At 59.9% G+C, this 21,993-nt stretch carries 20 protein-coding genes and 2 tRNA genes; 6 read left to right on the forward strand and 16 right to left on the reverse strand.

The window, feature by feature from the left end; all coding sequences use genetic code 11:
• Positions 1 to 57 precede the first annotated feature (57 nt).
• From G5380_RS06275 to G5380_RS06295, 5 genes are all read right to left on the reverse strand, one after another.
• On the reverse strand, positions 58 to 1,404 hold the full coding sequence (locus G5380_RS06275; RefSeq protein ID WP_005350109.1) for an APC family permease: 1,347 nt from the start codon (positions 1,402 to 1,404) through the stop codon (positions 58 to 60).
• A complete protein-coding gene (locus tag G5380_RS06280; RefSeq protein WP_005338239.1) occupies positions 1,404 to 1,544 on the reverse strand; it encodes a hypothetical protein in 141 nt (46 codons plus the stop codon). The genes G5380_RS06275 and G5380_RS06280 overlap by 1 nt, the downstream gene beginning before the upstream one ends.
• Before the next feature lie 647 nt (positions 1,545 to 2,191).
• Positions 2,192 to 3,541 (reverse strand): APC family permease, encoded by a 1,350-nt coding sequence (locus G5380_RS06285; protein ID WP_227343014.1) that lies wholly within the window; start codon positions 3,539 to 3,541, stop codon positions 2,192 to 2,194.
• Between the two features lie 367 nt (positions 3,542 to 3,908).
• The gene (gabT, locus tag G5380_RS06290) at positions 3,909 to 5,198 is read right to left on the reverse strand and encodes a 4-aminobutyrate--2-oxoglutarate transaminase (RefSeq protein ID WP_421249331.1); all 1,290 of its coding nucleotides are present in this window, start codon (positions 5,196 to 5,198) and stop codon (positions 3,909 to 3,911) included.
• A 124-nt stretch (positions 5,199 to 5,322) separates the two neighbouring features.
• Positions 5,323 to 6,786, reverse strand: coding sequence for an NAD-dependent succinate-semialdehyde dehydrogenase (locus G5380_RS06295; RefSeq protein WP_421297157.1), 1,464 nt, complete (start codon positions 6,784 to 6,786; stop codon positions 5,323 to 5,325).
• Positions 6,787 to 7,138: 352 nt separating this feature from the next.
• Between G5380_RS06295 and puuR the strand changes: the two genes are divergently transcribed.
• Positions 7,139 to 7,741: an HTH-type transcriptional regulator PuuR gene (gene puuR / locus G5380_RS06300; RefSeq protein ID WP_421297156.1), complete on the forward strand. Its 603-nt coding sequence runs from the start codon at positions 7,139 to 7,141 to the stop codon at positions 7,739 to 7,741.
• Between the two features lie 45 nt (positions 7,742 to 7,786).
• Positions 7,787 to 9,064: an NAD(P)/FAD-dependent oxidoreductase gene (locus tag G5380_RS06305; RefSeq protein ID WP_216953179.1), complete on the forward strand. Its 1,278-nt coding sequence runs from the start codon at positions 7,787 to 7,789 to the stop codon at positions 9,062 to 9,064.
• A gap of 116 nt (positions 9,065 to 9,180) precedes the next feature.
• Here G5380_RS06305 and G5380_RS06310 read toward each other — a convergent pair whose 3' ends face one another.
• The 6 genes from G5380_RS06310 to tsaA form a co-directional block, all read right to left on the reverse strand.
• A complete protein-coding gene (locus G5380_RS06310; protein ID WP_005347440.1) occupies positions 9,181 to 9,429 on the reverse strand; it encodes a DUF3297 family protein in 249 nt (82 codons plus the stop codon).
• A 206-nt stretch (positions 9,430 to 9,635) separates the two neighbouring features.
• Positions 9,636 to 10,124, reverse strand: coding sequence for a TIGR00645 family protein (locus tag G5380_RS06315; RefSeq protein WP_216978340.1), 489 nt, complete (start codon positions 10,122 to 10,124; stop codon positions 9,636 to 9,638).
• Positions 10,125 to 10,305: 181 nt separating this feature from the next.
• Positions 10,306 to 11,688, reverse strand: coding sequence for an ATP-binding protein (locus G5380_RS06320; RefSeq protein WP_216953180.1), 1,383 nt, complete (start codon positions 11,686 to 11,688; stop codon positions 10,306 to 10,308).
• Complete coding sequence (locus G5380_RS06325; RefSeq protein ID WP_216953181.1) at positions 11,688 to 12,362, reverse strand: response regulator; 675 nt, start codon at positions 12,360 to 12,362, stop codon at positions 11,688 to 11,690. Before G5380_RS06325 ends, G5380_RS06320 begins: the two co-directional genes overlap by 1 nt.
• 230 nt (positions 12,363 to 12,592) lie before the next feature.
• Entirely contained in the window at positions 12,593 to 13,141 is a 549-nt protein-coding gene (locus G5380_RS06330) for a cytochrome b (RefSeq protein ID WP_421208593.1), read from the reverse strand.
• A gap of 288 nt (positions 13,142 to 13,429) precedes the next feature.
• Positions 13,430 to 14,134, reverse strand: a complete 705-nt coding sequence (gene tsaA / locus G5380_RS06335) for a tRNA (N6-threonylcarbamoyladenosine(37)-N6)-methyltransferase TrmO (RefSeq protein WP_019445624.1) — start codon at positions 14,132 to 14,134, stop codon at positions 13,430 to 13,432.
• A gap of 213 nt (positions 14,135 to 14,347) precedes the next feature.
• Here tsaA and G5380_RS06340 point away from each other — a divergent pair, with 213 nt between their 5' ends.
• Entirely contained in the window at positions 14,348 to 15,346 is a 999-nt protein-coding gene (locus G5380_RS06340; protein ID WP_421208596.1) for an NAD-dependent epimerase/dehydratase family protein, read from the forward strand.
• A 160-nt stretch (positions 15,347 to 15,506) separates the two neighbouring features.
• Here G5380_RS06340 and G5380_RS06345 read toward each other — a convergent pair whose 3' ends face one another.
• The 4 genes from G5380_RS06345 to cydD form a co-directional block, all read right to left on the reverse strand.
• Entirely contained in the window at positions 15,507 to 15,893 is a 387-nt protein-coding gene (locus tag G5380_RS06345; RefSeq protein ID WP_421208598.1) for a DUF488 domain-containing protein, read from the reverse strand.
• Positions 15,894 to 15,902: 9 nt separating this feature from the next.
• Positions 15,903 to 16,274, reverse strand: coding sequence for an Rcs stress response system protein RcsF (gene rcsF / locus G5380_RS06350; RefSeq protein WP_013723982.1), 372 nt, complete (start codon positions 16,272 to 16,274; stop codon positions 15,903 to 15,905).
• 163 nt (positions 16,275 to 16,437) lie between these two features.
• Complete coding sequence (cydC, locus tag G5380_RS06355; RefSeq protein ID WP_421208599.1) at positions 16,438 to 18,168, reverse strand: heme ABC transporter ATP-binding protein/permease CydC; 1,731 nt, start codon at positions 18,166 to 18,168, stop codon at positions 16,438 to 16,440.
• Positions 18,161 to 19,930 carry a heme ABC transporter permease/ATP-binding protein CydD gene (cydD, locus tag G5380_RS06360; RefSeq protein WP_421352531.1) on the reverse strand — a complete coding sequence of 590 codons (1,770 nt, stop codon included), beginning with the start codon at positions 19,928 to 19,930 and terminating at the stop codon, positions 18,161 to 18,163. Before cydD ends, cydC begins: the two co-directional genes overlap by 8 nt.
• 201 nt (positions 19,931 to 20,131) lie before the next feature.
• On the opposite strand from cydD, the gene G5380_RS06365 reads away from it, so the two are divergent.
• Positions 20,132 to 20,205 (forward strand) — tRNA-Gly (locus G5380_RS06365).
• A gap of 15 nt (positions 20,206 to 20,220) precedes the next feature.
• A tRNA-Gly gene (locus G5380_RS06370) sits at positions 20,221 to 20,295 on the forward strand.
• A 162-nt stretch (positions 20,296 to 20,457) separates the two neighbouring features.
• On the opposite strand, the gene arcA is transcribed toward G5380_RS06370, so the two are convergent.
• Complete coding sequence (gene arcA / locus G5380_RS06375) at positions 20,458 to 21,177, reverse strand: two-component system response regulator ArcA (RefSeq protein ID WP_005338193.1); 720 nt, start codon at positions 21,175 to 21,177, stop codon at positions 20,458 to 20,460.
• A gap of 396 nt (positions 21,178 to 21,573) precedes the next feature.
• Between arcA and G5380_RS06380 the strand changes: the two genes are divergently transcribed.
• Positions 21,574 to 21,981: a DUF3293 domain-containing protein gene (locus tag G5380_RS06380; protein WP_421352532.1), complete on the forward strand. Its 408-nt coding sequence runs from the start codon at positions 21,574 to 21,576 to the stop codon at positions 21,979 to 21,981.
• Positions 21,982 to 21,993: the final 12 nt, after the last annotated feature.

The raw sequence follows: 21,993 nt of genomic DNA on the forward strand, positions 1-21,993 counted from the left end.
CGGCAGCAAGAAGGGGAGCCATGGCTCCCCTTCTGTCTATCCATTATCCGCAAAGGATCAGGCGTCAGCCGCCTCTTCGTACTGGCGGAACGGGATGCGGAACACCGCCAGACGCAGGAACAGATAGGTTGCGCCGAGGCCCGCCCAGATCAGGCCCAGCTCCAGCGAGCTCTGCTCCAGGTTGATCCACAGAGCACCTATGGTGGCGGCGCCGAGCAGCGGCATCAACAGGTAGATGACGTGATCCTTGAGGGTCTTGTTGCGCTTCTCGCGCACCCAGAACTGACCGATCACCGACAGGTTGACGAAGCTGAACGCCACCAGTGCGCCGAAGTTGACCAGCGCCAGTGCGGTATCCAGATCAAACGACACGGCGGAGAGGGCCAGACCGCCCACCATCAGCACGTTGATGGCCGGAGTACGGTATTTCGGGTGGATGTAGCCAAACACCCGCTCCGGGATCATGCGATCACGACCCATCACGTAGAGGATGCGCGACACACCGGCGTGAGCAGCCATGCCGGAGGCCAGTACCGCCACCGTGGTGCAGACCAGCACCACGGACTGGAAGAAGGTGCCGCCAACGTAGAGGGCGATCTCCGGCAGTACCGCGTCGGGATGCTGGAAGCGGGAGAGGCTCGGGAAGTAGAGCTGCAGGCAGTAAGAGACCACCACGAAAATGATGCCGCCGATCAGGGCAGTCAGCACGATCGCCTTGGGGATCACCTTGCCGGCATTCGGAGTCTCTTCGGAGAGGGAACTCAGACCGTCAAAGCCCAGGAACGAGAAGCAGAGAATGGTCGCACCGGTAAAGAGCGGTACCAGCTGTGCTGACTCGAAGTGGAACGGACGGCTGCTCATCAGGGTGCCAGCCCCTTCACCGTGGTAGATGCCCCACGCCATCAGGCCGATAAAGAGGGTGATGATGGCCAGCTGGATCACCACGATCAGACCGTTGAAGTTGGCCACCAGATTGATGCCGCGCAGGTTCAGGAAGGTCATTACGGTCACCAGACCGAAGATGAACACCCAGGGCTCGACACCCGGGAACATGGCGGTCAGGTAGATCTTGGCCAGCAGGATGTTGATCATCGGCATGAACATGTAGTCGAGCAGGGAGGACCAGCCGACCATGAAACCGACATAGGGGTTGAACACCTTCTGGGCATAGGTATAGGCAGAGCCCGCAGAGGGGAACTTGCGTACCAGATGACCGTAGCTGAAGGCGGTCAGCAGGATGCCGCCGAGGGCCAGCAGATAGGCGGTGGCGACCCGGCCATCGGTGATGTCACCGACGATGGCGAAGGTGTCGAAGACAGCCATGGGGGTCAGATAGGCCAGACCCATCACAATCACTTGTGTCAGGGTAAGGGTCTTGAGCAGCTTGGCGTTTTGCGATGCCATTACGCTTTCTCCTCAATCAGTGCCGCAGCACGTGCTTGCAACGAGCGCAGGGATACGATGGATTCGCAAGCCTGTACATCAAGGGCGCCGGGGAGGCGCATACCGGGCTGTACCGGCAGGAAAGCATTAAAACGCCCCATTGTTATCCTCTCAACGTCGGGAGATTGTTTGGCAATCTCGGATATCACTTCCGGAAATGTTCCGGCCTCTTGTGGTGGGTTTGTACTGCACTTCAAAATAGAAAAACCGATGTCGCAGTGAACATCGGTCCTTTATTGGCGGCGTATTGTGCATTCGGTCAGCCCCCTTGACAAGCAAAAAAGGGCGGATTAACGCATTTTTTTGCATACGCAGGGGGCGGGTAAGTGGTCACTCGCCCCCGGCAGCCGTCCCCGAGCCGCTCCCCCCTTTTCGGGGGGGAAGAGAACCCTGTCGTAACGTATGAAAAGTCGGCAAATCGGGGCTGCAGGGTGCATAGCGCCTCAACATTGATCCTGATCATATTTGCCGGCGCTCCCCCGGGCTCGAGTCCAGCGATCTTATCGGCTGGCGGGGGATGGGAGGGGGTGAAATGGAAAAAGAGTGATTGCATATCCATTCACATTTGTGACTAGTGATAGGAGGCGACGCGGCTCGGGCCATGGCACGGCGAGCGGTCCGGCTGGGTAGTTATTTGAAATCAGTCACACTTCCTGCAGAAACCGCGTTTCTGGCAACCAGCTCGCCGCAAAAACAACAAGGAGCCCGCAGGCTCCTTGTTTTGTATGGCGGTATGGTTGAGCCGCGATTACTGGGCGATCTCCACCTTGTCAGCAGGTTGTAGCGGGATGCGGAACACGGTGAGGCGCAGGAACAGGTAGATGGCACCCAGCGCCGCCCAGATCAGCCCCAGCTCGAAGGAGGCGGGTTCCAGATTGAGCCACAACACCCCGATGCAGGCGGCGCCACAGAGCGGCAGCAGCAGGTACATCAGGTGATCCTTGAGACACTTGTTGCGGCCTAGCTTCACATAGAAGTGGGCAATCACCGCCAGATTGACGAAGGTGAAGGCCACCAGGGCGCCAAAGTTGATCAGTGCCAGTGCCATCTCGAGATCGAACGATACCGCGGAGAGGGCCAGCAGACCGACCAGCAGCACATTGCATGCCGGGGTCTGCCACTTCGGATGCACATAGGAGAAGAAGCGACTCGGCAGAGCGCGATCACGACCCATTACATAAAGCAGGCGCGACACCCCGGCGTGAGAGGCGAGTCCCGAGGCCAGCACCGCCACCGTAGTGCAGACCAGTACCACCGCCTGGAACAGTTTGCCACCGACATAGAGAGCGATCTCCGGCAGGACTGCATCCGGTTGCTTGAAGCGGGAGATGTCCGGGAAGTAGAGCTGCAGGAAGTAGGACGTGCTGACAAACAGCACACCGCCGATCAGCGCCGTCAGCACGATGGCGCGGGGGATCACCCGATCCGCGTCCGGTGTCTCTTCCGACAGGGTGCTGATGGCATCAAAGCCGAGGAACGACAGACAGAGGATGGAGGCACCCATCAACAACGGCGAGATGTTGATCTGCTCGGAGAAGAAGGGACGGCTGCTGGCCACGGTCCCCAACCCTTCACCGTTGTGGACGCCCCAGGCGATCAGGCCGATGAAGACGGCGATAATACTGAACTGCATGATGACGATCAGGCTGTTGAAGTTGGCCACCAGCTTGATACCGCGCAGGTTAAGGGCGGTCATCACCGCCGCCAGACCAAAAATATAGGTCCAGGGCTCCACCTCGGGGAAGAGAGCCTGCAGATAGATCTTGGCCAGCAGCATGTTGATCATCGGCATGAACATATAGTCGAGCAGGGAGGTCCAGCCCACCATAAAGCCGACATAGGGGTGAAACACCTTCTGGGCATAGGTATAGGCGGAGCCTGCCGACGGGAACTTGCGTACCAGATGGCCGTAGCTCAGGGCTGTGAACAACATGCCGATGAGGGCAAAGAGGTAGGCGGTCGGCACATGGCCTTCGGTAATTTCGGTGACGATGCCGAAGGTATCGAATACCGCCATGGGAGTGAGGTAGGCAAGACCCATGACCACGACCTGCCACAGTTTCAGGGTCTTTTTCAGACCAACCGGTTGGGCGTTCATCATGCCTGTTCCTCACGCGGTGCCAGGGCGGCACACTCCATCAACGAAACCGGGAGAGAGGCCCGGGAATCAAGGGCGCCGGGGTGGCGCGCGCCGGTCAGAGCCGGCAGGAAAGCATAGAGATGCCCCATGTTGTTCCTCACAGAATGTGGTGTCGGGAGATTGCTGCCAATCTCGCTATCTTTTCCGGGGGTTATCCGGCCTCGTTTATGGGTTTGTTCGCTGCACAAAAAAGGACCGGTGAGATGTGGTGATACCGGTCCTTGCAGTGGCGGCGCATTGTGCATTTGCAGGGCCCCCTTGACAAGTAAAAAAGGGGGGCGAAACTGCATTTTTTTGCACAGGTTAGCGATTGCTTTCCTGCTGGTCAGTCCAGCACGGCCTCCAGCGATTTTTCAAGGAGTCGCAACCCTTCGTCAATCACTGCCGCAGGGGCGGTCAGGGGGGCGAGAAAACGGATGACATTTGCGCGCACCCCGCATGAGAGCAGGATCAGACCGCGCTTGCCCGCCTCGGTCACCAGACGTTTGGTTAGGTCGGGATCGGGCCGGCTGGCATCACGTTGTTTCACCAGTTCCATGGCCACCATGGCTCCGGGTCCACGAATTTGACCTATGCAGTCAAAACGCTCGGCTATGCGTTCCAGTCCCGCCTTGATCTGCTCACCTTGCGCCTGGGCCTTCTGGTTGAGCTGCTCCTCTTCGATCACCTGCAACACCGCCAGCGCGGCGGCGCAGGCAATGGGGGAACCGGCATAGGTGCCACCCAGGCCCCCCGGCTTGGCGGCGTTCATGATCTCTGCCTTGCCGACTACTGCAGAGAGCGGGAAGCCCCCCGCCAGACTCTTGGCCAGGGTCATGATGTCCGGCTCGATGCCGGCATACTCGGTGGCGAAGGTCTTGCCGGTGCGGCAGAAGCCGCTCTGGATCTCGTCACAGATGAGCAGAATGCCGTGCTGATCGCAGATGCTGCGCAGCTTTTGCATAAAGCTCGGGGAGGCGGGATAGAAGCCCCCTTCTCCCTGTACCGGCTCGATGATGATGGCGGCAACGCGGGAGGGTTCGATGTCTGCGCTGAAGCAGAGATCGAGGGCGTACAGGGCATCCTCTTCACTTACCCCCAGATAGTCGGCGGGGAAGGGGATGTGGTAGACCTCACCCGGGAAGGGGCCAAAGCCGGTCTTGTAGGGGACCACCTTGCCGGTGAGCGCCATCCCCATCATGGTGCGGCCGTGAAAGCCCCCCTTGAAAGCGATGGTGCCGCTGCGACCGGTATGGGCGCGGGCGATCTTGATGGCGTTCTCGACTGCCTCGGCACCGGTGGAGAGAAACAGGGTGCGTTTCGGGGTCGGGCCGGGCACCAGGGCGTTGAGCTTTTCGGCAAGCTCGATATAGCCCGGGTAAGGGGTGACCTGAAAGCAGGTGTGGCTGAATTTTTCCAGCTGCTCGCGCACCGCCGCCACCACCTTCGGGTGGTTGTGGCCGGTGTTGAGCACGGCGATGCCGGAGGCAAAGTCGATGTAGCGGTTGCCCTCCACATCCCACAGCTCGGCATTTTGCGCACGGTCGATAAAGACCGGCAGCAGGGTGCCGACGCCGTTGACCACGGCCGCTTCACGGCGTGCTTGCCACGCCTTGTTTGATTCTGACTGACTCATCTTTCCTCCCTGAGGGGCCGCAGCCCCGGATATTCCCTGAAAATGTGGTGGGCGATCTGGCGCCCATTACCGCCGAACAGCCCATCGGGCCAGATCGGCGACCTGTCGTCTCTGTTTTACTGCCCTAGCGAATGGCGCCAAAGCAGAGATATTTGGTCTCCAGATACTCCTCCAGCCCCTCGGCGGCCCCTTCCCGGCCCAGACCTGACTCCTTGATGCCGCCGAAGGGAGCCAGCTCAGTTGAAATGATCCCCTCGTTGATGCCGACCATGCCGTATTCAAGCTGCTCGGCGACGCGCCAGACACGGGCGATATCGCGGCCATAGAAGTAGGCGGCGAGCCCATAAGGGGTATCGTTAGCCAGCGCGATGGCTTCAGCTTCCGTCTCGAAGCGCACCAGCGGGGCGACCGGGCCGAAGATCTCCTCCTGCAGGATGGGGTTGGTTTTATCCACCTTGCCCAAAATGGTGGGTTGGTAGAAGAGGGGGCCGGCGGGGTGGGCTTCGCCCCCCAGCAGCACTTCGGCACCGGCGGCGACTGATTGCTGCACCAACTCGGCCACCTTGCTGGCGGCAGCCGGGTTGATAAGCGGGCCGATCTGGGTGCCCTCCGCCATACCATCTCCCACCTTGAAGGCTCTGACGGCAGCGGTCAGCTTCTCGGCGAAGGCGTCATAGACACTGGCCTGCACCAGAATGCGGTTGGCACAGACGCAGGTTTGCCCGGCGTTGCGGTATTTGGAGGCGAGTGCCCCGGCCACGGCGGCGTCGAGGTCGGCGTCGTCAAAGACGATAAAGGGGGCGTTACCGCCCAGCTCCAGCGACAGCTTTTTCATGGTGTCGGCGCATTGGCGCATCAGCAGCTTGCCGATGCGGGTGGAGCCGGTGAAGGAGAGCTTGCGCACCACCGGATTACTGCACAGCTCGTTGCCCACCGCGCTCGCCTGATGGCTGGTGACGATATTGATGACACCGGCGGGGATGCCCGCCTGCTCGGCCAACACCGCCAGCGCCAGCGCGCAGAGCGGCGTTTCTGCGGCGGGTTTGATGACGATGGTGCAACCCGCTGCCAGCGCAGGGCCCGCCTTGCGGGTGATCATGGCAATGGGGAAGTTCCACGGAGTGATGGCGGCGACTACCCCGACCGGCTGCTTGATGGTGGCCAGCCGGCGATCGCCGCTAAAACCCGGGATGGTGCGGCCGTAGGCGCGCTTGCCCTCCTCGGCGAACCACTGGATAAAGCTGGCGCCATAGGCCACCTCGCCCTTTGCTTCCACCAGCGGCTTGCCCTGCTCGCAGGTCATGATGCGCGCCAGCTCGTCGCTATGGGCTGTGATGGCGGCAAACCAGGCGTAGAGCTTGTTGCTGCGCTCCTTGGCGGTCAGCGCAGCCCAGGCGGGTTGCGCCGCGTGGGCGGCCGCGATGGCGCGGCGGGTATCCTCGGCATCCATGTCGGGCACCTGGGTAATGACGGCCCCGCTGGCAGGATTGGTCACCTCGAAGGTGCGGCCGCTGGCGGCCTCGCACCAGTGACCAGCTATATAGGCACGGGATTTGATCAAGCTTTGATTGGAACTGGTAGCGGACATGGCAAGCCTCGATGATGAAACCTGGCAGCAAGGTGGCGATGATGCGGCTCATCCTGTACTGCTGCCGTATAAAATAATAAGCACAGAGAGACCATAAATTGAGCGCAAATGTTTTTCAAGTGTTAAATATATTTGAATTGTTGGTGTGTTGCATGCTAGAAATTGGGCTGTGTAGCGCAGTTTAACCAGATGAACAGGGTATCGCACGATAAGTGGTGTGCAAAATAATGAACGCCAGGCTGTGTAAGATAGCAAACAGTGATGCCATGGCTGGTCCGCTATTTTAACCAGTGGCAACAGGGAGGTGGCCAATGTACCAACGTGACAAGGGAATCGATGGCGGAGGCCTGCCATGAGCGGGGCGTCAACCCAGAGCAGCAGTACCCGCTCCGGTCAGGGGGCTGCACGGCAGGCGAGCATGGGGGAGCGGCTGGCGGCGGTGCGTCATCAACTGGGGCTCTCCCAGCGGAGGGCGGCCGAGCTGAGCGGCCTGACCCACGGTGCTATCTGCATGATCGAGCAGGATAAGGTGAGCCCCTCGGTCGCCTCGCTGCAAAAGCTGCTCACCGTATATGGCTTGCCACTGTCACGCTTTTTTGCCGAAGAGGAGCTGAGTCGCCCGCCGCAGGTGGTGATCAAGTGTGATCAGTTGATCGAGCTGGGCAGTCAGGGGGTCTCGATGAAGCTGGTGCACAACGGCAACAACCGCCGCCAGCTCGGCTTTATGCTGGAGACCTACCCCCCGGGCACCGACACCGGTGGTCAGGTGACCCACCAGGGAGAAGAGGTGGGCACTGTGCTGGAGGGTTCGGTGATCCTGACCGTGGCAGGAGAGAGTTATCAGCTGGAGGCGGGTGACAGCTATGTGATCGACACTGGCGAACCCCACAGCTTCAGCAATCCGTCGGGGGAGACCTGTCGCATCGTCAGTGCCCATACCCCGGCCAGTTTTTAATCTTGGAATAGGGTTTGCCAACCAAACCGGTAAGGAAACAGGATCATGACCGAACATGTAAACAGTTACTACGCAGCCAGCGCCAATAAACACGCGCCCTACCCGACACTGACCGAGCAGCTGGAGTGCGATGTCTGCGTCATCGGGGCGGGGTATACCGGCCTCTCCAGTGCCCTGCATCTGGTGGAGAAGGGCTACAAGGTGGTGGTACTGGAGGCAGCCCGGGTCGGTTTTGGCGCCAGCGGCCGCAACGGCGGCCAAATAGTCAACTCCTACAGCCGCGACATTGACACCATAGAAGCGAACTGCCCGCCGGATCAGGCCAGGCTGCTCGGTTCCATGCTGTTTGAGGGGGGGCAGATCATCCGCGAGCGGATCAAACGCTACAACATCCAGTGCGATCTGCAGGAGGGGGGCGTCTTTGCCGCCGAGACCGAGAAACAGTTCCACGAGCTCAAGGCGCAGCAGGCGCGCTGGCAGAAGTGGGGCAACGACAAGCTGGAGCTGCTCGATGCCAGAGGCGTGCGCGAAGTGGTGGCGAGCGATCGCTACGTCGGCGCCCTGCTCGACAAGAGCGGCGGCCATATTCACCCCCTCAATCTGGCTCTCGGCGAGGCTGAAGCGATCCGCATGCAGGGTGGGCAGATCTTCGAGCAGTCTGCCGTTACCAGCATCACCCCGGGCCAGCCTGCTCTGGTCAAGACCGCCAAAGGAGCGGTGAAGGCGCGCTACATAGTGGTGGCCGGTAACGCCTACCTCGGCAATCTGGTGCCCGAGCTCGCCGGCAAGAGCATGCCTTGCGGCACCCAGGTGATCGCCACCGAGGTGCTGGGGGAGGAGCGGGCCCGCGAGCTGCTGCCGCAGAATTACTGCCTGGAGGATTGCAACTACCTGCTCGACTACTACCGCACCAGCGCCGATCACCGGCTGATCTATGGCGGCGGCGTGGTCTATGGCGCACGGGATCCGGCAGATATCGAGCGGCTGATCATCCCCAAGATGCTCAAGACCTTCCCCCAGCTTAAAGACGTCAAGGTGGAGTACACCTGGACTGGCAACTTCCTGCTCACCCTGTCGAGGCTGCCACAGTTTGGTCGCATCGGCCCCAATATCTACTACATGCAGGGCTACAGCGGCCACGGTGTCACCTGCACCCATCTGGCGGGCAAGCTGCTCTCCGAGGTGCTGAGCGGTCAGGCGGAGCGTTTCGATGCCTTTGCCAAGCTGCCGCACTACCCCTTCCCGGGCGGTCGGCTGTTCCGTATTCCCTTCACCGCCGCGGGTGCCGCCTGGTATACCTTGCGCGATCGGCTGGGGGTATAAGGGCTGCCCAGCGAGAAATATGGTCTGGTGCTGGCGACGATGCCAGCACAAATGCCGAAAAACAGAAGGCCACCGCGAGGGTGGCCTTCTGTTTTACCCGAAGCGGGTGGCTGCGATTAGCTGTAATAGGCTTCGACGGTGCCCTTGAGTTTGATCAGGATGGGTTGACCACGGCGATCCAGCGCCTTGGGGGAGGGGATCTTCACCCAGCCTTCACTGATGCAGTACTCCTCGACATCGGTGCGCTCTTTGCCGTTCAGGCGAATACCGATCGGGTGCTCGAAGCAGGCTGCCACATAGTGAGGGCTGCGGGGATTGCAGGAGAGGTGATCCGGCAGAGCCGGTTTGGTACTGGTATCGCTCATCGATATAACCCGAAATGAATAAAAAGTGGGTCATTGTAGAGAATGCCGCCATGGCATTCAAGGCGACCACAATACCGGCCAAGGCGGGCGGCCATCTATGTTGGTGACTTGATTATCCCCGTTGCCAATCCATCCCCTGCTCGGGGCGACCGCTATGCCCGGTCCATGTCGTGTTATCGGGCATAGCGTCTATCGCAGGCTGACTTCTATTTGCGGGTCAGCTTGTCGAGGTAGCCCATGGCGAAGGCCGAGAGGACAAAGGTGATGTGGATCAGCAGGTACCACTTGATCTTGTCATTGGGGAGGTTCTCGGCATTCATAAACACCTTGAGCAGGTGAATGGAGGAGATGGCGACAATGGAGGCGGCGACCTTGTTTTTCAGGGAGCCGGCATCGAGCTTGCCGAGCCACACCAGTTTGTCGTTCTCATCCCCTACATCGAGACGCGAGACGAAGTTCTCATAGCCGGAAAACATCACCATCACGATAAGTCCCCCTACCAGGGTGATATCGATCAGCGACAGTGTGACCAGCACCAGATCTACCTCTTTCATCTCCAGTATGTTGGGCAGGATATGGAGGATCTCCTGAAAGAATTTCACCCCCAGTGCCAGCAGTATGAGGCTGAGCCCAAGATAGATGGGGGCCATGATCCAGCGGGATGCGTACATCAATCTTTCAAACATGTTTTCCATAGTGCGATTAAAGATCCATCAAATGGTTAACAAACGAGTCGGCCATAGCTTAACCGAGATGCATCACATCTCAAGTATCTCGATAGCATATTGCTGAATTGGGTGGTGCCAGGCGGGATTTTTTAACCCCGGGGAGGGCGATGGAGCGGTTGGCAGGGCTAGTGGCCTTGCCCATCCGGTGTCAGGGAAGATCCAGGGTAAAGCGGGCACCGCCGAGGGGAGATTCATCGACCCGGATCTGGCCGCCGTAGCTGTGAACGATCTCGGTCACGACAGCCAGACCGATGCCCTGGCCGGGCGAGCTGTCAGCGCGCACGCCACGCTGAAAGATCTGCTCCGATTTGGCCGGATCGATGCCCGGGCCATCATCTTCTACCTCGATGCGTAACCGATCGAGATGGCGGCGTACCGTCACCTTCACTTCGCTGATGGCAAATTTGCAGGCGTTGTCGAGCAGGTTGCCCATCAGTTCCATCAGATCGCCCTGTTCGCCGTGGAAGAGGGCATCATCATCGAACTGGAAGTGGGTCTGCAGCTTCTTGTGGCGATAGACCTTGGCCAGACTGGCCAGCAGCTTCTCGATGAGCGGTACCGGCTCGGTGCCCTTGCTGGCGAGGCGCTGGCGACCGGTGACGGCTCGTCTGAGTTGGTACTGGATCATCTGATCCATGGTGAGGATCTGTTCATTGATGTTGTCGTGGATCTCCCTCCCCAGCTTCATTTCGCGGGTGGTGATCTGGATCAGCGCCAGCCGTGTTTTCAGGCTGTGAGCGAGATCGTTGAGGGCATGCTGGTAGCGCTGGGTCTGCTGGCGTTCGTTCTCCAGCAACTGGTTGATGGAGTCGGTCAGCGGGGCCAACTCCCGTTCAAAATCATGGGCGATAGCATCCCGCTTGCCTGCCCGGATATCGTCGAGCTGATTAGCGATAGTGCGCAGGGAGCGGAGGCTCCAGAAGGTGGTGAGCAGCAGCAGCCCGGCAAGCAGCAGATAGGCGAGCAACGCCTGTTTGGCCGTCTGGTAGAGGTAGGCGCGGGACTCTTCGTGATAGCGTTTGGCCGAGTCAATCATCACCACGTAGTAGGCTGTGGTGCCGCTGCCGGGATTGCGGGTAAAACGCAGGCTGTAGACGAAGTAGCTCTCGCCGTTCTTGATGGTGTGCTTCTTGAAGAAGTAGTCGAGATCCATTCCCCCCAGATACTTCATCAGGTCCCGACAGATGGTCTGTTTGGCCTTGATCACCTCCGGCATATGGAGGCTCGACCAAATCAGCTCGCCATCGGCACGACAGATCAGCGTATCGAGATTGCTGTTACTGACCTGGCGGGAAATGCGTCCGATCTCGGTGGCTTCGCTGTTGACTGGCTTGGTAGAGGAGAACATCTTGGCAAGGTTCTCCTGCATGCCGGCGCTCGCCTTCTGGCTCTGCTCCTCCATATGGCCGAGGTATAGGGCATAGACGGCGAACCCCATGCTCAGTGCGATGACCAGCAGCGAACTGAGCAGCAGTTTGATGTGCAGAGAGCTGCGGAGCATCCTGATGGGACGTGGCAGATGAAACTGCATCAGCTACAGGAGAGGTTGAAGATGTAGCCCTGACGACGGATGGTCGAGATGGGTTGAATCGTCCCTTCCGGATCTAGCTTTTTGCGCAGGCGGCTCACCATCACCTCTATGGTGTTGGGATCCCCCTCTCCATCGCCGTAGAGCTGGTCGAGTAACTGCTGCTTGGAGACCACCTGACGGGCGTTGCGCATCAGGTACTCCAGAATCAGGTATTCAAAGCTGGTGAGCACTGCCACTTCACCGTCGATGGTCAGCTCCTTGCGGGAGAGATCCAGCTCGTAATCACCGGCCTTCACTCTGGGGGAGATAAAGCCGGCGCTGCGGCGCATCAAGGCATTGAGGCGGGCCAGCAACTCATCTTTCTGGAACGGTTTGACCAGATAGTCATCAGCCCCCGCCTCCAGTCCTTCGACCTTGTCCTGCCAGTTGCCACGGGCGGTCAGCACAATGATGGGGAAGGGGATCTGCCGTTCGCGCAGTTGGCGGATCAACTGCAAGCCATCCATATCGGGCAGACCGAGATCGATGATCGCCACATCAATGGGGTAGTCGGCGGCATAGTGCAACGCAATTCCGGCCTGATCGGTGCTGTATACCTGATTGTTGGCTTCGGTCAGCAGAGAGGAGAGGTGGTGATTGAGCAGCTTGTCGTCTTCGACCAACAGAATTTTCATGATGTGAACGGTCATAGGGGTCCAGACTGTCAATTAGAAAGTGTATGTCGCTTTGAGTCAATTCGAATCCTATCGTGCAGCTCCTGTATCGGGACTGAATCATAAGGCGTTCTGCTTGTAGAGACCTGTCAGAGGCCTGAGCAGTGGGCCGCTTCAGAGACACCGGTCTTGTCGCGTTCAAAAAACAGAAGGGGCAATGTGTGCCCCTTCTGTTTTTGTTCTGCTGCTTGTTAGCTGCGGCGCGGCGGCAGCATATTGGTGAGGGTGCTGTCTTTGAGAATATGGTGGTGATAGAGGGCCGCCACCGTGTGCAGGCCGATCAGGGCGTAACCGATATTGCCCAGCGTCTCGTGTACCTCCTTGATCAGTCCCTTGAGATCCGGACTTGGGGAAAGCAGGGCAGGCAGCTCAAGCCCGAAGAAGGGGATGGGCTTGCCCGCGGCGCTCAGCAGCAGCCAGCCAAACAGCGGGGTGAGAATAAGAAAACCGTAGAGGGCGAGGTGGGCCAGTTTTGCCAGCTTGTGCATGAGCGGGGATAGCTCGGGCACGATACGGGGTGTCGGGCTCATCCAGCGCAGGGCCAGTCTGACAAAGACCAGGGCGAAGATAAGCAGCCCCAGCATAAAGTGCCACTCCTTCATCAGATCCCGGCCAGGGTCCCCCTTGGGAAAGATATCGCGAAATTCGATCAGGGCGTAGACGGCGATCATGGCCCACAGGGTCAGCCAGTGCAGCCCGATATTCAGGGTGCCATAACGTTGTTCACTGTTCATCAGCATAGGTTTGTTCCTTCGAAGTGTTGTCACATCCGTGTGGCATCCCCGCACTCAAGCGTGTCGGGGCGAGGCCTGATCCCTTGGCGGCAATAGCCGGGCTGCCATGCTTGCCATCAACCGGCAGTCTGCCGCTGGCATCAGTCAGAGAGGAGATGCCCTCTGCTGTCTGCATGGTATCACTGGCAACCGGGTGGATAGTCTGATCAATGCCACACAATTTACAGGCTCATTAAGCCCCTTGTGACGTGAAGAAGGCGTGAAATAGCATCAGTGATGTCAGCCCGCCAAGGTTCAGGCGGGCTCGATGGCCAGCACCACGCAATCCGGCTCGCTGATGCGAAAACGGACGTTGCAGTCAAACAGCCGCACCCCGTACTCCTTCTCATCGGGCTTGCCCTTCTTGTAGGCGGGGCGCGGATCTTGTGCCAGCACTTCGCTCACCAGCTGGCGCAGCTCGGGATGGGCCTTGAGCCAGGGTTGCAACTGCTGCTCGGCCTCGGCACTGAAGCTCACCGCCAGCGGCGGGGTGGGGGCGTCGGGGGCAAAACCACCACGGGCATCCGGCAGGCTGTCGGCATAGGGAATATAAGGCTTGATATCGACGATGGGGGTGCCATCGAGCAGATCCACCGCCCCCAGCTCCAGCCACAGCTTGCCCCGCTCACGGCCGATCCCGTGCAGCTCGACCACCGAGAGCCCTAGCGGATTGGGGCGGAAGGTGGAGCGAGTGGCAAAGACGCCGACCCGCTCGTTGCCGCCAAGGCGCGGCGGGCGCACAGTCGGGTGCCAGCCCTGCGCCATGGTCTGATGAAAGACGAAGCTGAGCCACAGATGGGAGAACTGCTCGATGCCGCGCAGCACATCCGGCTGATCGTAAGGGGGGAGCAGCTCGAGGCGGGCGCGGGCCGATTTGACCAGTCCGGGCTGGCGGGGGATGGCGAACTTCTCCTTGTAGGGAGAGCGGATGATCCCGAGGGTGTCGATTTCGAACTTCATGGCGGATCCTGACTGAAAACCCCGGCAATTTAGCACAGACAGCCCCAAAACGCAGGCTTGGCCTCGATACGCCCTTTTCTGCGGCGCTGCCGTGATCCCTGTCCCATCCCGGCCAGTCGGGGGCTGTGCCCGCGCACCAAGTTGCGTAGGGTGGAGGCAACTGGCGTGTCAGGATGAAATATGCGCACTCGCGCTGAAGGGGGAGGGAGAGGGATGAAACTGCTGATTATCGGTGGCACCGGCTTTTTGGGGCGCCACCTCACCGCGCTGGCGCTGGATTGGGGCCATGAAGTGACCCTGTTCAACCGCGGCCTGCACCAGCATCCGGACTGGCGCGATCTGGTGCAGCTCACCGGCGACAGGGACAAGAGCCTGAGCGCCCTGCAAGGGGCCGGGTTGCAGTGGGATCTCGTCATCGATACCTGCTGCTATCGCCCCGAGCAGGCGGCGAGCCTCTCGGCAGCTTTGCTCGGGCGCTGCGCGCGGTTGATCTTTATCTCCACCATCAGCGTCTATCGCGATTTCTCAATGCCCGGGATGAATGAGTCGGCGCCGCTGCATGCTATCCCCGAAGGGGAAATGCCCACTGACTATGGCCCGCTCAAGGTGTTGTGCGAGCAGGAGTATCGTGCCCGCTGGGGCGAGCGGCTTTGCATCCTTCGCCCGGGCGTGTTGTGTGGCCCCCATGATCCTACCGGGCGCATGACCTGGTGGATTAAGCGGGTGCAGCAGGGCGGGCCCTGGTTGCTGCCGGGCAGTGGCGAGGATCGCTTGCAGTATCTCGATGTGCGCGACTGCGCCGAGTTTGTGTTGCGCGCGGCCGAGCAGCAGCTATCGGGCATCTTCAACCTGCTCAAACCTGGCATTACCCTGAGTGACTGGCTGGAGCGGTTGAGCGCCCGCTTGCAGCCAGCTAGCCCCATCCAGTCCGAGTGGTTGCCCTGGTCGACCCTGATGGCGGCCGGAATCGAGCCCTGGCAGAGCTATCCCACCCTCTTGCCCTGCGCGCAGGCGGAGTTTGCCGGTTACGGCTCTATAAGCGCCGAGGCGGCCATCGTCCACGGGTTGAACTTCCGGCCGCTGGAGGAGACCGCCGCCGATCTTGCTCATTGGCTGGCCATCGAGCCTGCCGCCGAGGTGGCGGAACATGCCATGACTCAGGCAGAGGAGATTTCGCTGCGGCAGCAGTTGCTGGAGCCCAGTCTGCAATAGGAGAGGGAGCATCGAGCCGCTGCTGCCGAAAATTGCTGCGATAGCGCGAACACAACGAGAGAGGGCATCCTGCGGGTTGCCCTCTCTGTCTATCCAATGTCTGATGGTTGCCGAATAGAGGCTGACGCGATTCCCCATCCCATCGTTGTCGCTCGCCGAGTTAGCGAATGGCGGCCCCCGCGGCTACCAGCAGCTCTTTCAAGATGGCGCGATGGCAGCGCGACTCCTGCTCGCAGTAGCAACCGACCGAGAGGTTGGTGGTATGAGAGAGGGCGGCCAGCAGCGCCAGATCGTGCCTGGCGGCAGGTTGCGCCATCTCGGCCTTGTACTGTTTGCCAAACGCCGCCCACTGGGCGGGCGTCTCGGCTGCCTGCCCCAGCTTCATGGTCTCGCTGCTGGGGGCCAGGTTGGGAAACCAGACATCGTACCAATGCTGGTTGGCAAATTCGCTCTTGGGTACGCCGCGGGGCGGGCGGCGCACAGTGCCGATCCGCAGCCCCTCATCGGGCTGGCGCGGGCTGCCAAGGCGAACGATAGCAAGGGCCATGACAGCGGGTTACTTCTCTTCGGCCACTTTCAGCGCCTGCCCGTAGCAGATCACCTGTTTCAGGCAGCCCGGGGTGTCGCTGAATTCGGCGCATTTGTCGATGGTGACGCCGTTGCCACCCATGTCGGCTGCGCGGCGGCGGGCCAGGGTGCGCGCTTCACCGGCGTTGGGCACCGGCTGGTTGGCATCGGCCTGGCAGGATTCACCCTCGATGGTGCCAAGGTAGAGGTAGTTGAGGTCAGCCAGCTCATCCTGTTCATAGATGCGCACGCTACCGGGTTTGAAGTATTCGTCGAAGTTCTCTTTATCCAGATTGCTGTTGAAGGCGTAGTTGGCACAGCCGGAGGCAATCAGGGGCATCATCAGGATCAGGCGTTTCATCGTCTCGTATCTTGTGTCGGTGATGAGGACAGTAGAAATGCGCAGGCGCTCCATGTCGGCATCTTGTTGAATAATGAGGGGGACATTATAGGGGCCAGCCGCCTGCGGCGACCAGCCCCGTTTTGCGCCCGGTTGTCAGGGTGTGCCCCCCATCAGCCTGATATCAAACCGGAGCCAGCCGCTGATAGAGGCTGCGGTAGTAATCATCCGCCAGCAGCTCGTTGTGAGGGGCGCAGAGGCGGATCTGCCCCTCTTCCATCAGGGCAATCCGGTCCATCTGCTCCATCCCCAGCAGGCGGTGGGAGATAAGCAGCAAGGTGCGATCTGCCCCAAGCTTGAACAGCAGATCCATGATCTCCCGCTCGGTCTGGCTATCGAGCCCTTCGGTCGGTTCGTCCAGCAGCCAGAGCGGCGCATCGTGCAGCAGGGCGCGGGCGATGCCGATACGGCGACGCTCGCCACCGGAGAGGGGGCGGCCGCCGTCACCGAGCCAGGCGTCGAGGCCCGCCTCATCTTCCAGCAGATTGGCCAGTCCGACCTGAGTCAGTACCGCAATCAGCTGCTCGTCAGTGGCGGTCGGGGCGGCCAGTTTGAGGTTGCCCCTCAGGGTATCGGCAAACAGATGCACCCGCTGGCTCACCACCGAGATGGAGGCGCGCAGCGCCCCTTCGCTATAGTCTGTGAGCGGCTTGCCACCCAGCAGGATCTTGCCAGCCTGCGGGCTCCACTCACGGGTCAGCAGCCCCATCAGGGTCGATTTGCCGCAGCCGGTCTGGCCCAGCAGCGCCAGCTTCTCACCGGCGTGCAGTTGCAGGGTGCAGCCGCGCAGCACCGGCTGAGGGTTGTCGGGGTAGCCAAAATAGAGGTCATTGATCTGCAGGGCGCCAGCGGTGGCATGGGTCTGTTCGTCGCCCCACACAGGGGCTTTTGCTTCTTGCAGGATCTCGTTCAAACGACGTGCCGAGGTGAGGCTGGTGGAGAGGTGCTGGAAAGCCCCCGCCAGTGGCATCAGTGCCTCGAAGCTTGCCAGGGTGGCAAAGACCATCAGTGCGGTGATGGGGTCGGGCGCCGCACCCGCTACCCCATGACCGGCCAGCCAGAGCATCAGGGTCAGGGTCCAGCCGCTCAGCAGTTGCACCGAGAAGTTGGCCAGCCCGCTTACCTTGGCCATCCGGGCCTGCGCGACGAGCAGCGCCTGTTCGGCTTGTTGCAGCTCAACCAGCGCCTTGGGGGCGGCGGCAAACATCTGCAGTTCGGCCTGACCATCCAGATAGTCCACCATCCGGGTACGCAGGGTCGATTTTTCGGCAATCAGCGCCTGACCGGGGCGACGGCCGAGGAAGTAGAACACCAGCGGCAGGGCGATCATGCCAAACAGCAGAATGGCACCCAGGGTGAGGGCGAGACGGCTGTCGAAAAACGACAGGAAGAAGACCAGTCCGGCGGTGCTGAGCAGGGCCGCGCCTATGGGGGTGATCAGCCGCAGATAGACGTGGTCCATCGCATCGATGTCGGCCACCAGTCGGTTGAGCAGGTCCGCCTGACGGAAACCGGCCAGGGTACCGGTGGAGAGCGGCGAGAGTTTTTGCCAGAACCAGACCCGCAACCGGGTCAGAACCCGGAAGGTGGCGTCGTGGCTCACTACCCGCTCACCCCAGCGACCGGCTGTGCGGACGATGGAGAAGAAGCGCACTCCGCCCGCGGGGGTCATGTAGTTAAAGGCATGGGTCGTCGCAACGGTCATCCCCGCCACGGCAGCGGCGGAGAGGAACCAGCCGGAGAGGGAGAGCAGCCCCATGCCGGCGGCCAGGGTCACCAGCGCCAGCAGCAAACCAATGGTGAGGCTGAGCCAGTGTTGGCGATAGAGGCGCAGAAACGGCAACAGATCACTCATCGAGAGAACCTCCGGAACGTTGGGAGAGCAGGCGGGCAAAAAGCCCCTGCCCAGAACTAAGTTGCTGGAAGCTGCCTTGCTCCACCAGCTGGCCGCGGGCCAGCACCATTATCTTGTCCATCTTGGTAAGTTGGTCGAGGCGGTGGGTGATCATCAGCAGGGTCTGGCCAGCCATCGCCTGCTCAAGGGTGCTCATGATGGCGCGTTCGGAGTGGCGATCCAGACTGGCGGTCGGCTCATCGAGCACCATCAGCTGGGTTGATTTGAGCAGGGTTCGCGCCAAGGCGAGGCGCTGAGCCTGACCGACCGAGAGGCCGCCTGCCTGATCGCCGACCGGATAGTCGAGACCCTTCTCCATGGCAAATTCCCACGCCTGCGCCCGTTTCAGGGCATCTTCCAGCTCTGCATCGCTGGCCGTTGGCTTGGCCAGCAGCAGGTTGTCGCGCAAGGAGGCGTGGAACAGCTGCGGGTTTTGCGAGAGCCAGCCCAGTTGCAGGCGCCACTGGCTCATGTCGAGGGTGGCGAGCTCCTGCCCGTTGACCTTGAGTTCACCGCGATAGGGCGCAAAGCCGAGCAGGGCATTGACCAGCGAGCTCTTGCCTGCGCCGCTGACGCCGATGAGGGCGGTACGCGAACCGGCCTCCAGAGTGAAGTCGATGGGGCCGACCAGCACCTTGCCTTCGGCGCTGAGCACTTCAAGCCTTTTGGCTTCTACCTTGACCGGGCTGTCGGCATGGAACGGCGCTGTGCCTGCGGCCGGTTCGCTCACCTCGGCTTCGAGGAATTCCAGCAGCTGTTCGGCGGCGCCAATGGCCTGCGCCTTGGCGTGGTAGTGGGCACCCAGTTCCCGTAGAGGGGCATAGAACTCGGGGGCGAGAAACAGCACGAACAGGCCGGTAAAGAGGGTGACCTTTACCCCATAGCTACCAAAGTTCAGATGGTCGATATAAGAGAAGCCGAAGTAGACGGCGACCAGCGCCACTGAAATGGCGGCGAAGAACTCCAGCACGGCGGTGCTCAAAAATGCCAGGCGCAGCACCTCCATGGTGCGCTCGCGAAAGTCTTCCGAGGCGTCGCGAATGGCGTCACCTTCCGCTTGGGTCCGCATAAAGAGTTGCAGGGTACGCAGCCCCTTCAGGCGATCGAGGAAGTGGCCGGAGAGACGGGCCAGCGCCTGAAAGTTGCGGCGGTTGGCATCGGCGGCGCCCACACCCACCAGGATCATAAAGATGGGGATGAGGGGCGCAGTGCCCAGCAGGATAAGGCCCGCCGCCCAGTTGACCGGGAACACGGCCACCAGAATGACTACCGGAATAAAGACGGCGATGGCCATCTGCGGCAGATAGCGGGAGAAGAAATCCTGCATGTTTTCAATCTGTTCCAGCAGCAGGCTGGCCCAGCTACCGGCCGGACGGCGCTGGATATAGGCAGGGCCGAGGCGACTTAAGCGCGTGAGCACCAGCTGGCGGATGGTCTGGCGCACCGCGCTGCCCGCCTTGAAACTGGCCACTTCGCGGCCATAGGCCAGAGCTGCCTTGCCAAGCGTCACCAGCAGCAGGGTAATAAAGAGTGTGATGGATTGCTCAGGCGTGGAGCCTTCGATGATAAAGCCGTGCAACAGGGTCGCCAGCAGCCAGGCTTGCGCCACTATCAGAATGCCCTGGCCAAGGCCAAAAGCGATGGATATCGTGATCCAGCGGCGACCGTGACTCGATTGCTTGCGCAACCAGCCATAGAGACGTTTTTGCGTTTTTTTATCCATTACCACCATCCTCGCGTCGAGTGGCGCAAGACTATCCTTGCCGTTTGGCCTTGGCAACCTTGTAAATTATCTGTGTTGAAAATGTTTGATTGAAAAAGCAACCGTCTGTTCAATCCTTGTCCGAACAGATTGATTTATTGAAAAAAGTGGCAAAGGCGCCATTGCGCTCGGCGGCAAAATGCATATAGTAGGAGCCCTGACGCGGGTGTAGTTCAATGGTAGAACGGTAGCTTCCCAAGCTGCATACGTGGGTTCGATTCCCATCACCCGCTCCAAATTTCAGATGCCAGGCGGGCATCGTATAATGGCTATTACCTCAGCCTTCCAAGCTGATGATGCGGGTTCGATTCCCGCTGCCCGCTCCAGCTTCAAAACAAAAAGCCCACTCCTGCGAGTGGGCTTTTTGTTTTTCATCTGTCTTGTGCGCCGTTCGACGTCACGCTCACCGTTTCTCAGCTTTTAAGGCAAATCGCAGAGACAGAAAAGGCGCCCGAGGCGCCTTTTCAGATCAACAGCGTAGCGGGAGCTTATTCCTGCTCCAGCTCACCACAGAAACGGTAGCCTTCACCGTGGATGGTGGCGATGATCTCCGGAGTATCGTTGACGCTTTCGAAGTGTTTGCGAATGCGACGGATGGTCACATCGACGGTACGGTCGTGGGGCTTGAGCTCGCGGCCTGTCATCTTCTTCAGCAGCTCGGCACGGGTCTGGATCTGGCCCGGGTTTTCGCAGAAGTGCAGCATGGCGCGGAACTCGGAGCGCGGCAGCTTGAACATGTCGCCAGTGGGGCTGACCAGTGCGCGGCTGTTGATATCCAGCGCCCAGCCGTTGAACAGGTAGCGCTCAACCAGCTTCTTCTCTTCGCCACCGGCAGCCACGTTCATGGTGCGGCTCAGCAGGTTGCGGGCACGGATGGTCAGCTCGCGCGGGTTGAACGGCTTGGTGATGTAATCATCGGCGCCGATCTCCAGACCCAGGATCTTGTCCACTTCGTTGTCACGGCCGGTCAGGAACATCAGGGCGATGTTGTCGTTCTCACGCAGCTCACGGGCCAGCAGCAGGCCGTTCTTGCCCGGCAGGTTGATGTCCATGATCACCAGATTGATGGTGTGGGAAGTGAGGGCCTGATGCATCTCGTCGCCGTTGTTGGCTTCGAGCACGATGTAGCCTTCGGCTTCAAAAATGCTTTTCAGGGTATTGCGTGTGACCAGCTCGTCTTCGACGATCAGAATGTGTGGTGTTTGCATGAGTATTCCCAGATTCTTATCAGTTAATTATCTTAAATTTAACACTCTTTGGCGTTTCAAACCGATTTCCTGACTGATCCTGAAAATTTATTACGTCATCCTGGGTATGAGAGTCAGGTCGGAATATCGCGAATTAGGCATCAGTACCGGCAAGTATCCCTGTGCCACTTATAGGTTCCCGACAAGTCTGGTCGAGCAGAGCCTGGAAAGGTCGTCCATTACGAAAGTGGCCGCATTTTATCAGTTAACAGGAGCATAACAACACTCTTTGCCGTCAGATAGCAACTTTTTAACTCTGATTTGATATAGGTCAAACCCTGGGACAGCTGCATCATACTTGGCCTGAACCGGGTTTTCGCCCCTACAAAATGTAATGGAATGTAACATGTGATTGACATGAATTTGTGGGAAAACTACAAGAAAATCTGCTTTATCGCGCCATTTGAGCCACCAGACTGGTCTGCTTTTGCCATCATCACAGCCTGGAATCCGGCCAGCCAGTGGGTCACAGAACGACGCAATATGCGGCGGGAACGGGCGATGTGGCGCCATCTGACCGTGGATTTGCAGGTGCCCGTGGTGGGGCCGTTTTGGGGATCTGACCCGGACGAACGCTGGCAGGAGTCATCGCTGGCGGTGGCGCTATCTCTGCCACAAGCCCGTCAGCTGGCTGCTCGTTTTGGCCAGAACGCCATCTACTGGGTGGAGGATGGCCAGCTCTGGCTGACACCAGTATTGACGGATAAATCAGCAGTTTGTCTGGGCAATATTGAATCCTTCTGGATTGCCAGAAAACTTGCCTGATGAAAGAATGAA

The sequence above is a fragment of the Aeromonas sp. 604443 genome (assembly GCF_049170315.1).
GTDB lineage: Bacteria > Pseudomonadota > Gammaproteobacteria > Enterobacterales > Aeromonadaceae > Aeromonas > Aeromonas veronii_A.

What these genes read in the sequence shown, in the direction of transcription:
- G5380_RS06275 (WP_005350109.1), bottom strand. Translation starts at nt 1,404, where the DNA reads ATGGCATCGCAAAACGCCAAGCTGCTCAAGACCCTTACCCTGACACAA.
- G5380_RS06280 (WP_005338239.1), bottom strand. Translation starts at nt 1,544, where the DNA reads ATGGGGCGTTTTAATGCTTTCCTGCCGGTACAGCCCGGTATGCGCCTC.
- G5380_RS06285 (WP_227343014.1), bottom strand. Translation starts at nt 3,541, where the DNA reads ATGAACGCCCAACCGGTTGGTCTGAAAAAGACCCTGAAACTGTGGCAG.
- gabT (WP_421249331.1), bottom strand. Translation starts at nt 5,198, where the DNA reads ATGAGTCAGTCAGAATCAAACAAGGCGTGGCAAGCACGCCGTGAAGCG.
- G5380_RS06295 (WP_421297157.1), bottom strand. Translation starts at nt 6,786, where the DNA reads ATGTCCGCTACCAGTTCCAATCAAAGCTTGATCAAATCCCGTGCCTAT.
- puuR (WP_421297156.1), top strand. Translation starts at nt 7,139, where the DNA reads ATGAGCGGGGCGTCAACCCAGAGCAGCAGTACCCGCTCCGGTCAGGGG.
- G5380_RS06305 (WP_216953179.1), top strand. Translation starts at nt 7,787, where the DNA reads ATGACCGAACATGTAAACAGTTACTACGCAGCCAGCGCCAATAAACAC.
- G5380_RS06310 (WP_005347440.1), bottom strand. Translation starts at nt 9,429, where the DNA reads ATGAGCGATACCAGTACCAAACCGGCTCTGCCGGATCACCTCTCCTGC.
- G5380_RS06315 (WP_216978340.1), bottom strand. Translation starts at nt 10,124, where the DNA reads ATGGAAAACATGTTTGAAAGATTGATGTACGCATCCCGCTGGATCATG.
- G5380_RS06320 (WP_216953180.1), bottom strand. Translation starts at nt 11,688, where the DNA reads ATGCAGTTTCATCTGCCACGTCCCATCAGGATGCTCCGCAGCTCTCTG.
- G5380_RS06325 (WP_216953181.1), bottom strand. Translation starts at nt 12,362, where the DNA reads ATGAAAATTCTGTTGGTCGAAGACGACAAGCTGCTCAATCACCACCTC.
- G5380_RS06330 (WP_421208593.1), bottom strand. Translation starts at nt 13,141, where the DNA reads ATGCTGATGAACAGTGAACAACGTTATGGCACCCTGAATATCGGGCTG.
- tsaA (WP_019445624.1), bottom strand. Translation starts at nt 14,134, where the DNA reads ATGAAGTTCGAAATCGACACCCTCGGGATCATCCGCTCTCCCTACAAG.
- G5380_RS06340 (WP_421208596.1), top strand. Translation starts at nt 14,348, where the DNA reads ATGAAACTGCTGATTATCGGTGGCACCGGCTTTTTGGGGCGCCACCTC.
- G5380_RS06345 (WP_421208598.1), bottom strand. Translation starts at nt 15,893, where the DNA reads ATGGCCCTTGCTATCGTTCGCCTTGGCAGCCCGCGCCAGCCCGATGAG.
- rcsF (WP_013723982.1), bottom strand. Translation starts at nt 16,274, where the DNA reads ATGAAACGCCTGATCCTGATGATGCCCCTGATTGCCTCCGGCTGTGCC.
- cydC (WP_421208599.1), bottom strand. Translation starts at nt 18,168, where the DNA reads ATGAGTGATCTGTTGCCGTTTCTGCGCCTCTATCGCCAACACTGGCTC.
- cydD (WP_421352531.1), bottom strand. Translation starts at nt 19,930, where the DNA reads ATGGATAAAAAAACGCAAAAACGTCTCTATGGCTGGTTGCGCAAGCAA.
- arcA (WP_005338193.1), bottom strand. Translation starts at nt 21,177, where the DNA reads ATGCAAACACCACACATTCTGATCGTCGAAGACGAGCTGGTCACACGC.
- G5380_RS06380 (WP_421352532.1), top strand. Translation starts at nt 21,574, where the DNA reads ATGAATTTGTGGGAAAACTACAAGAAAATCTGCTTTATCGCGCCATTT.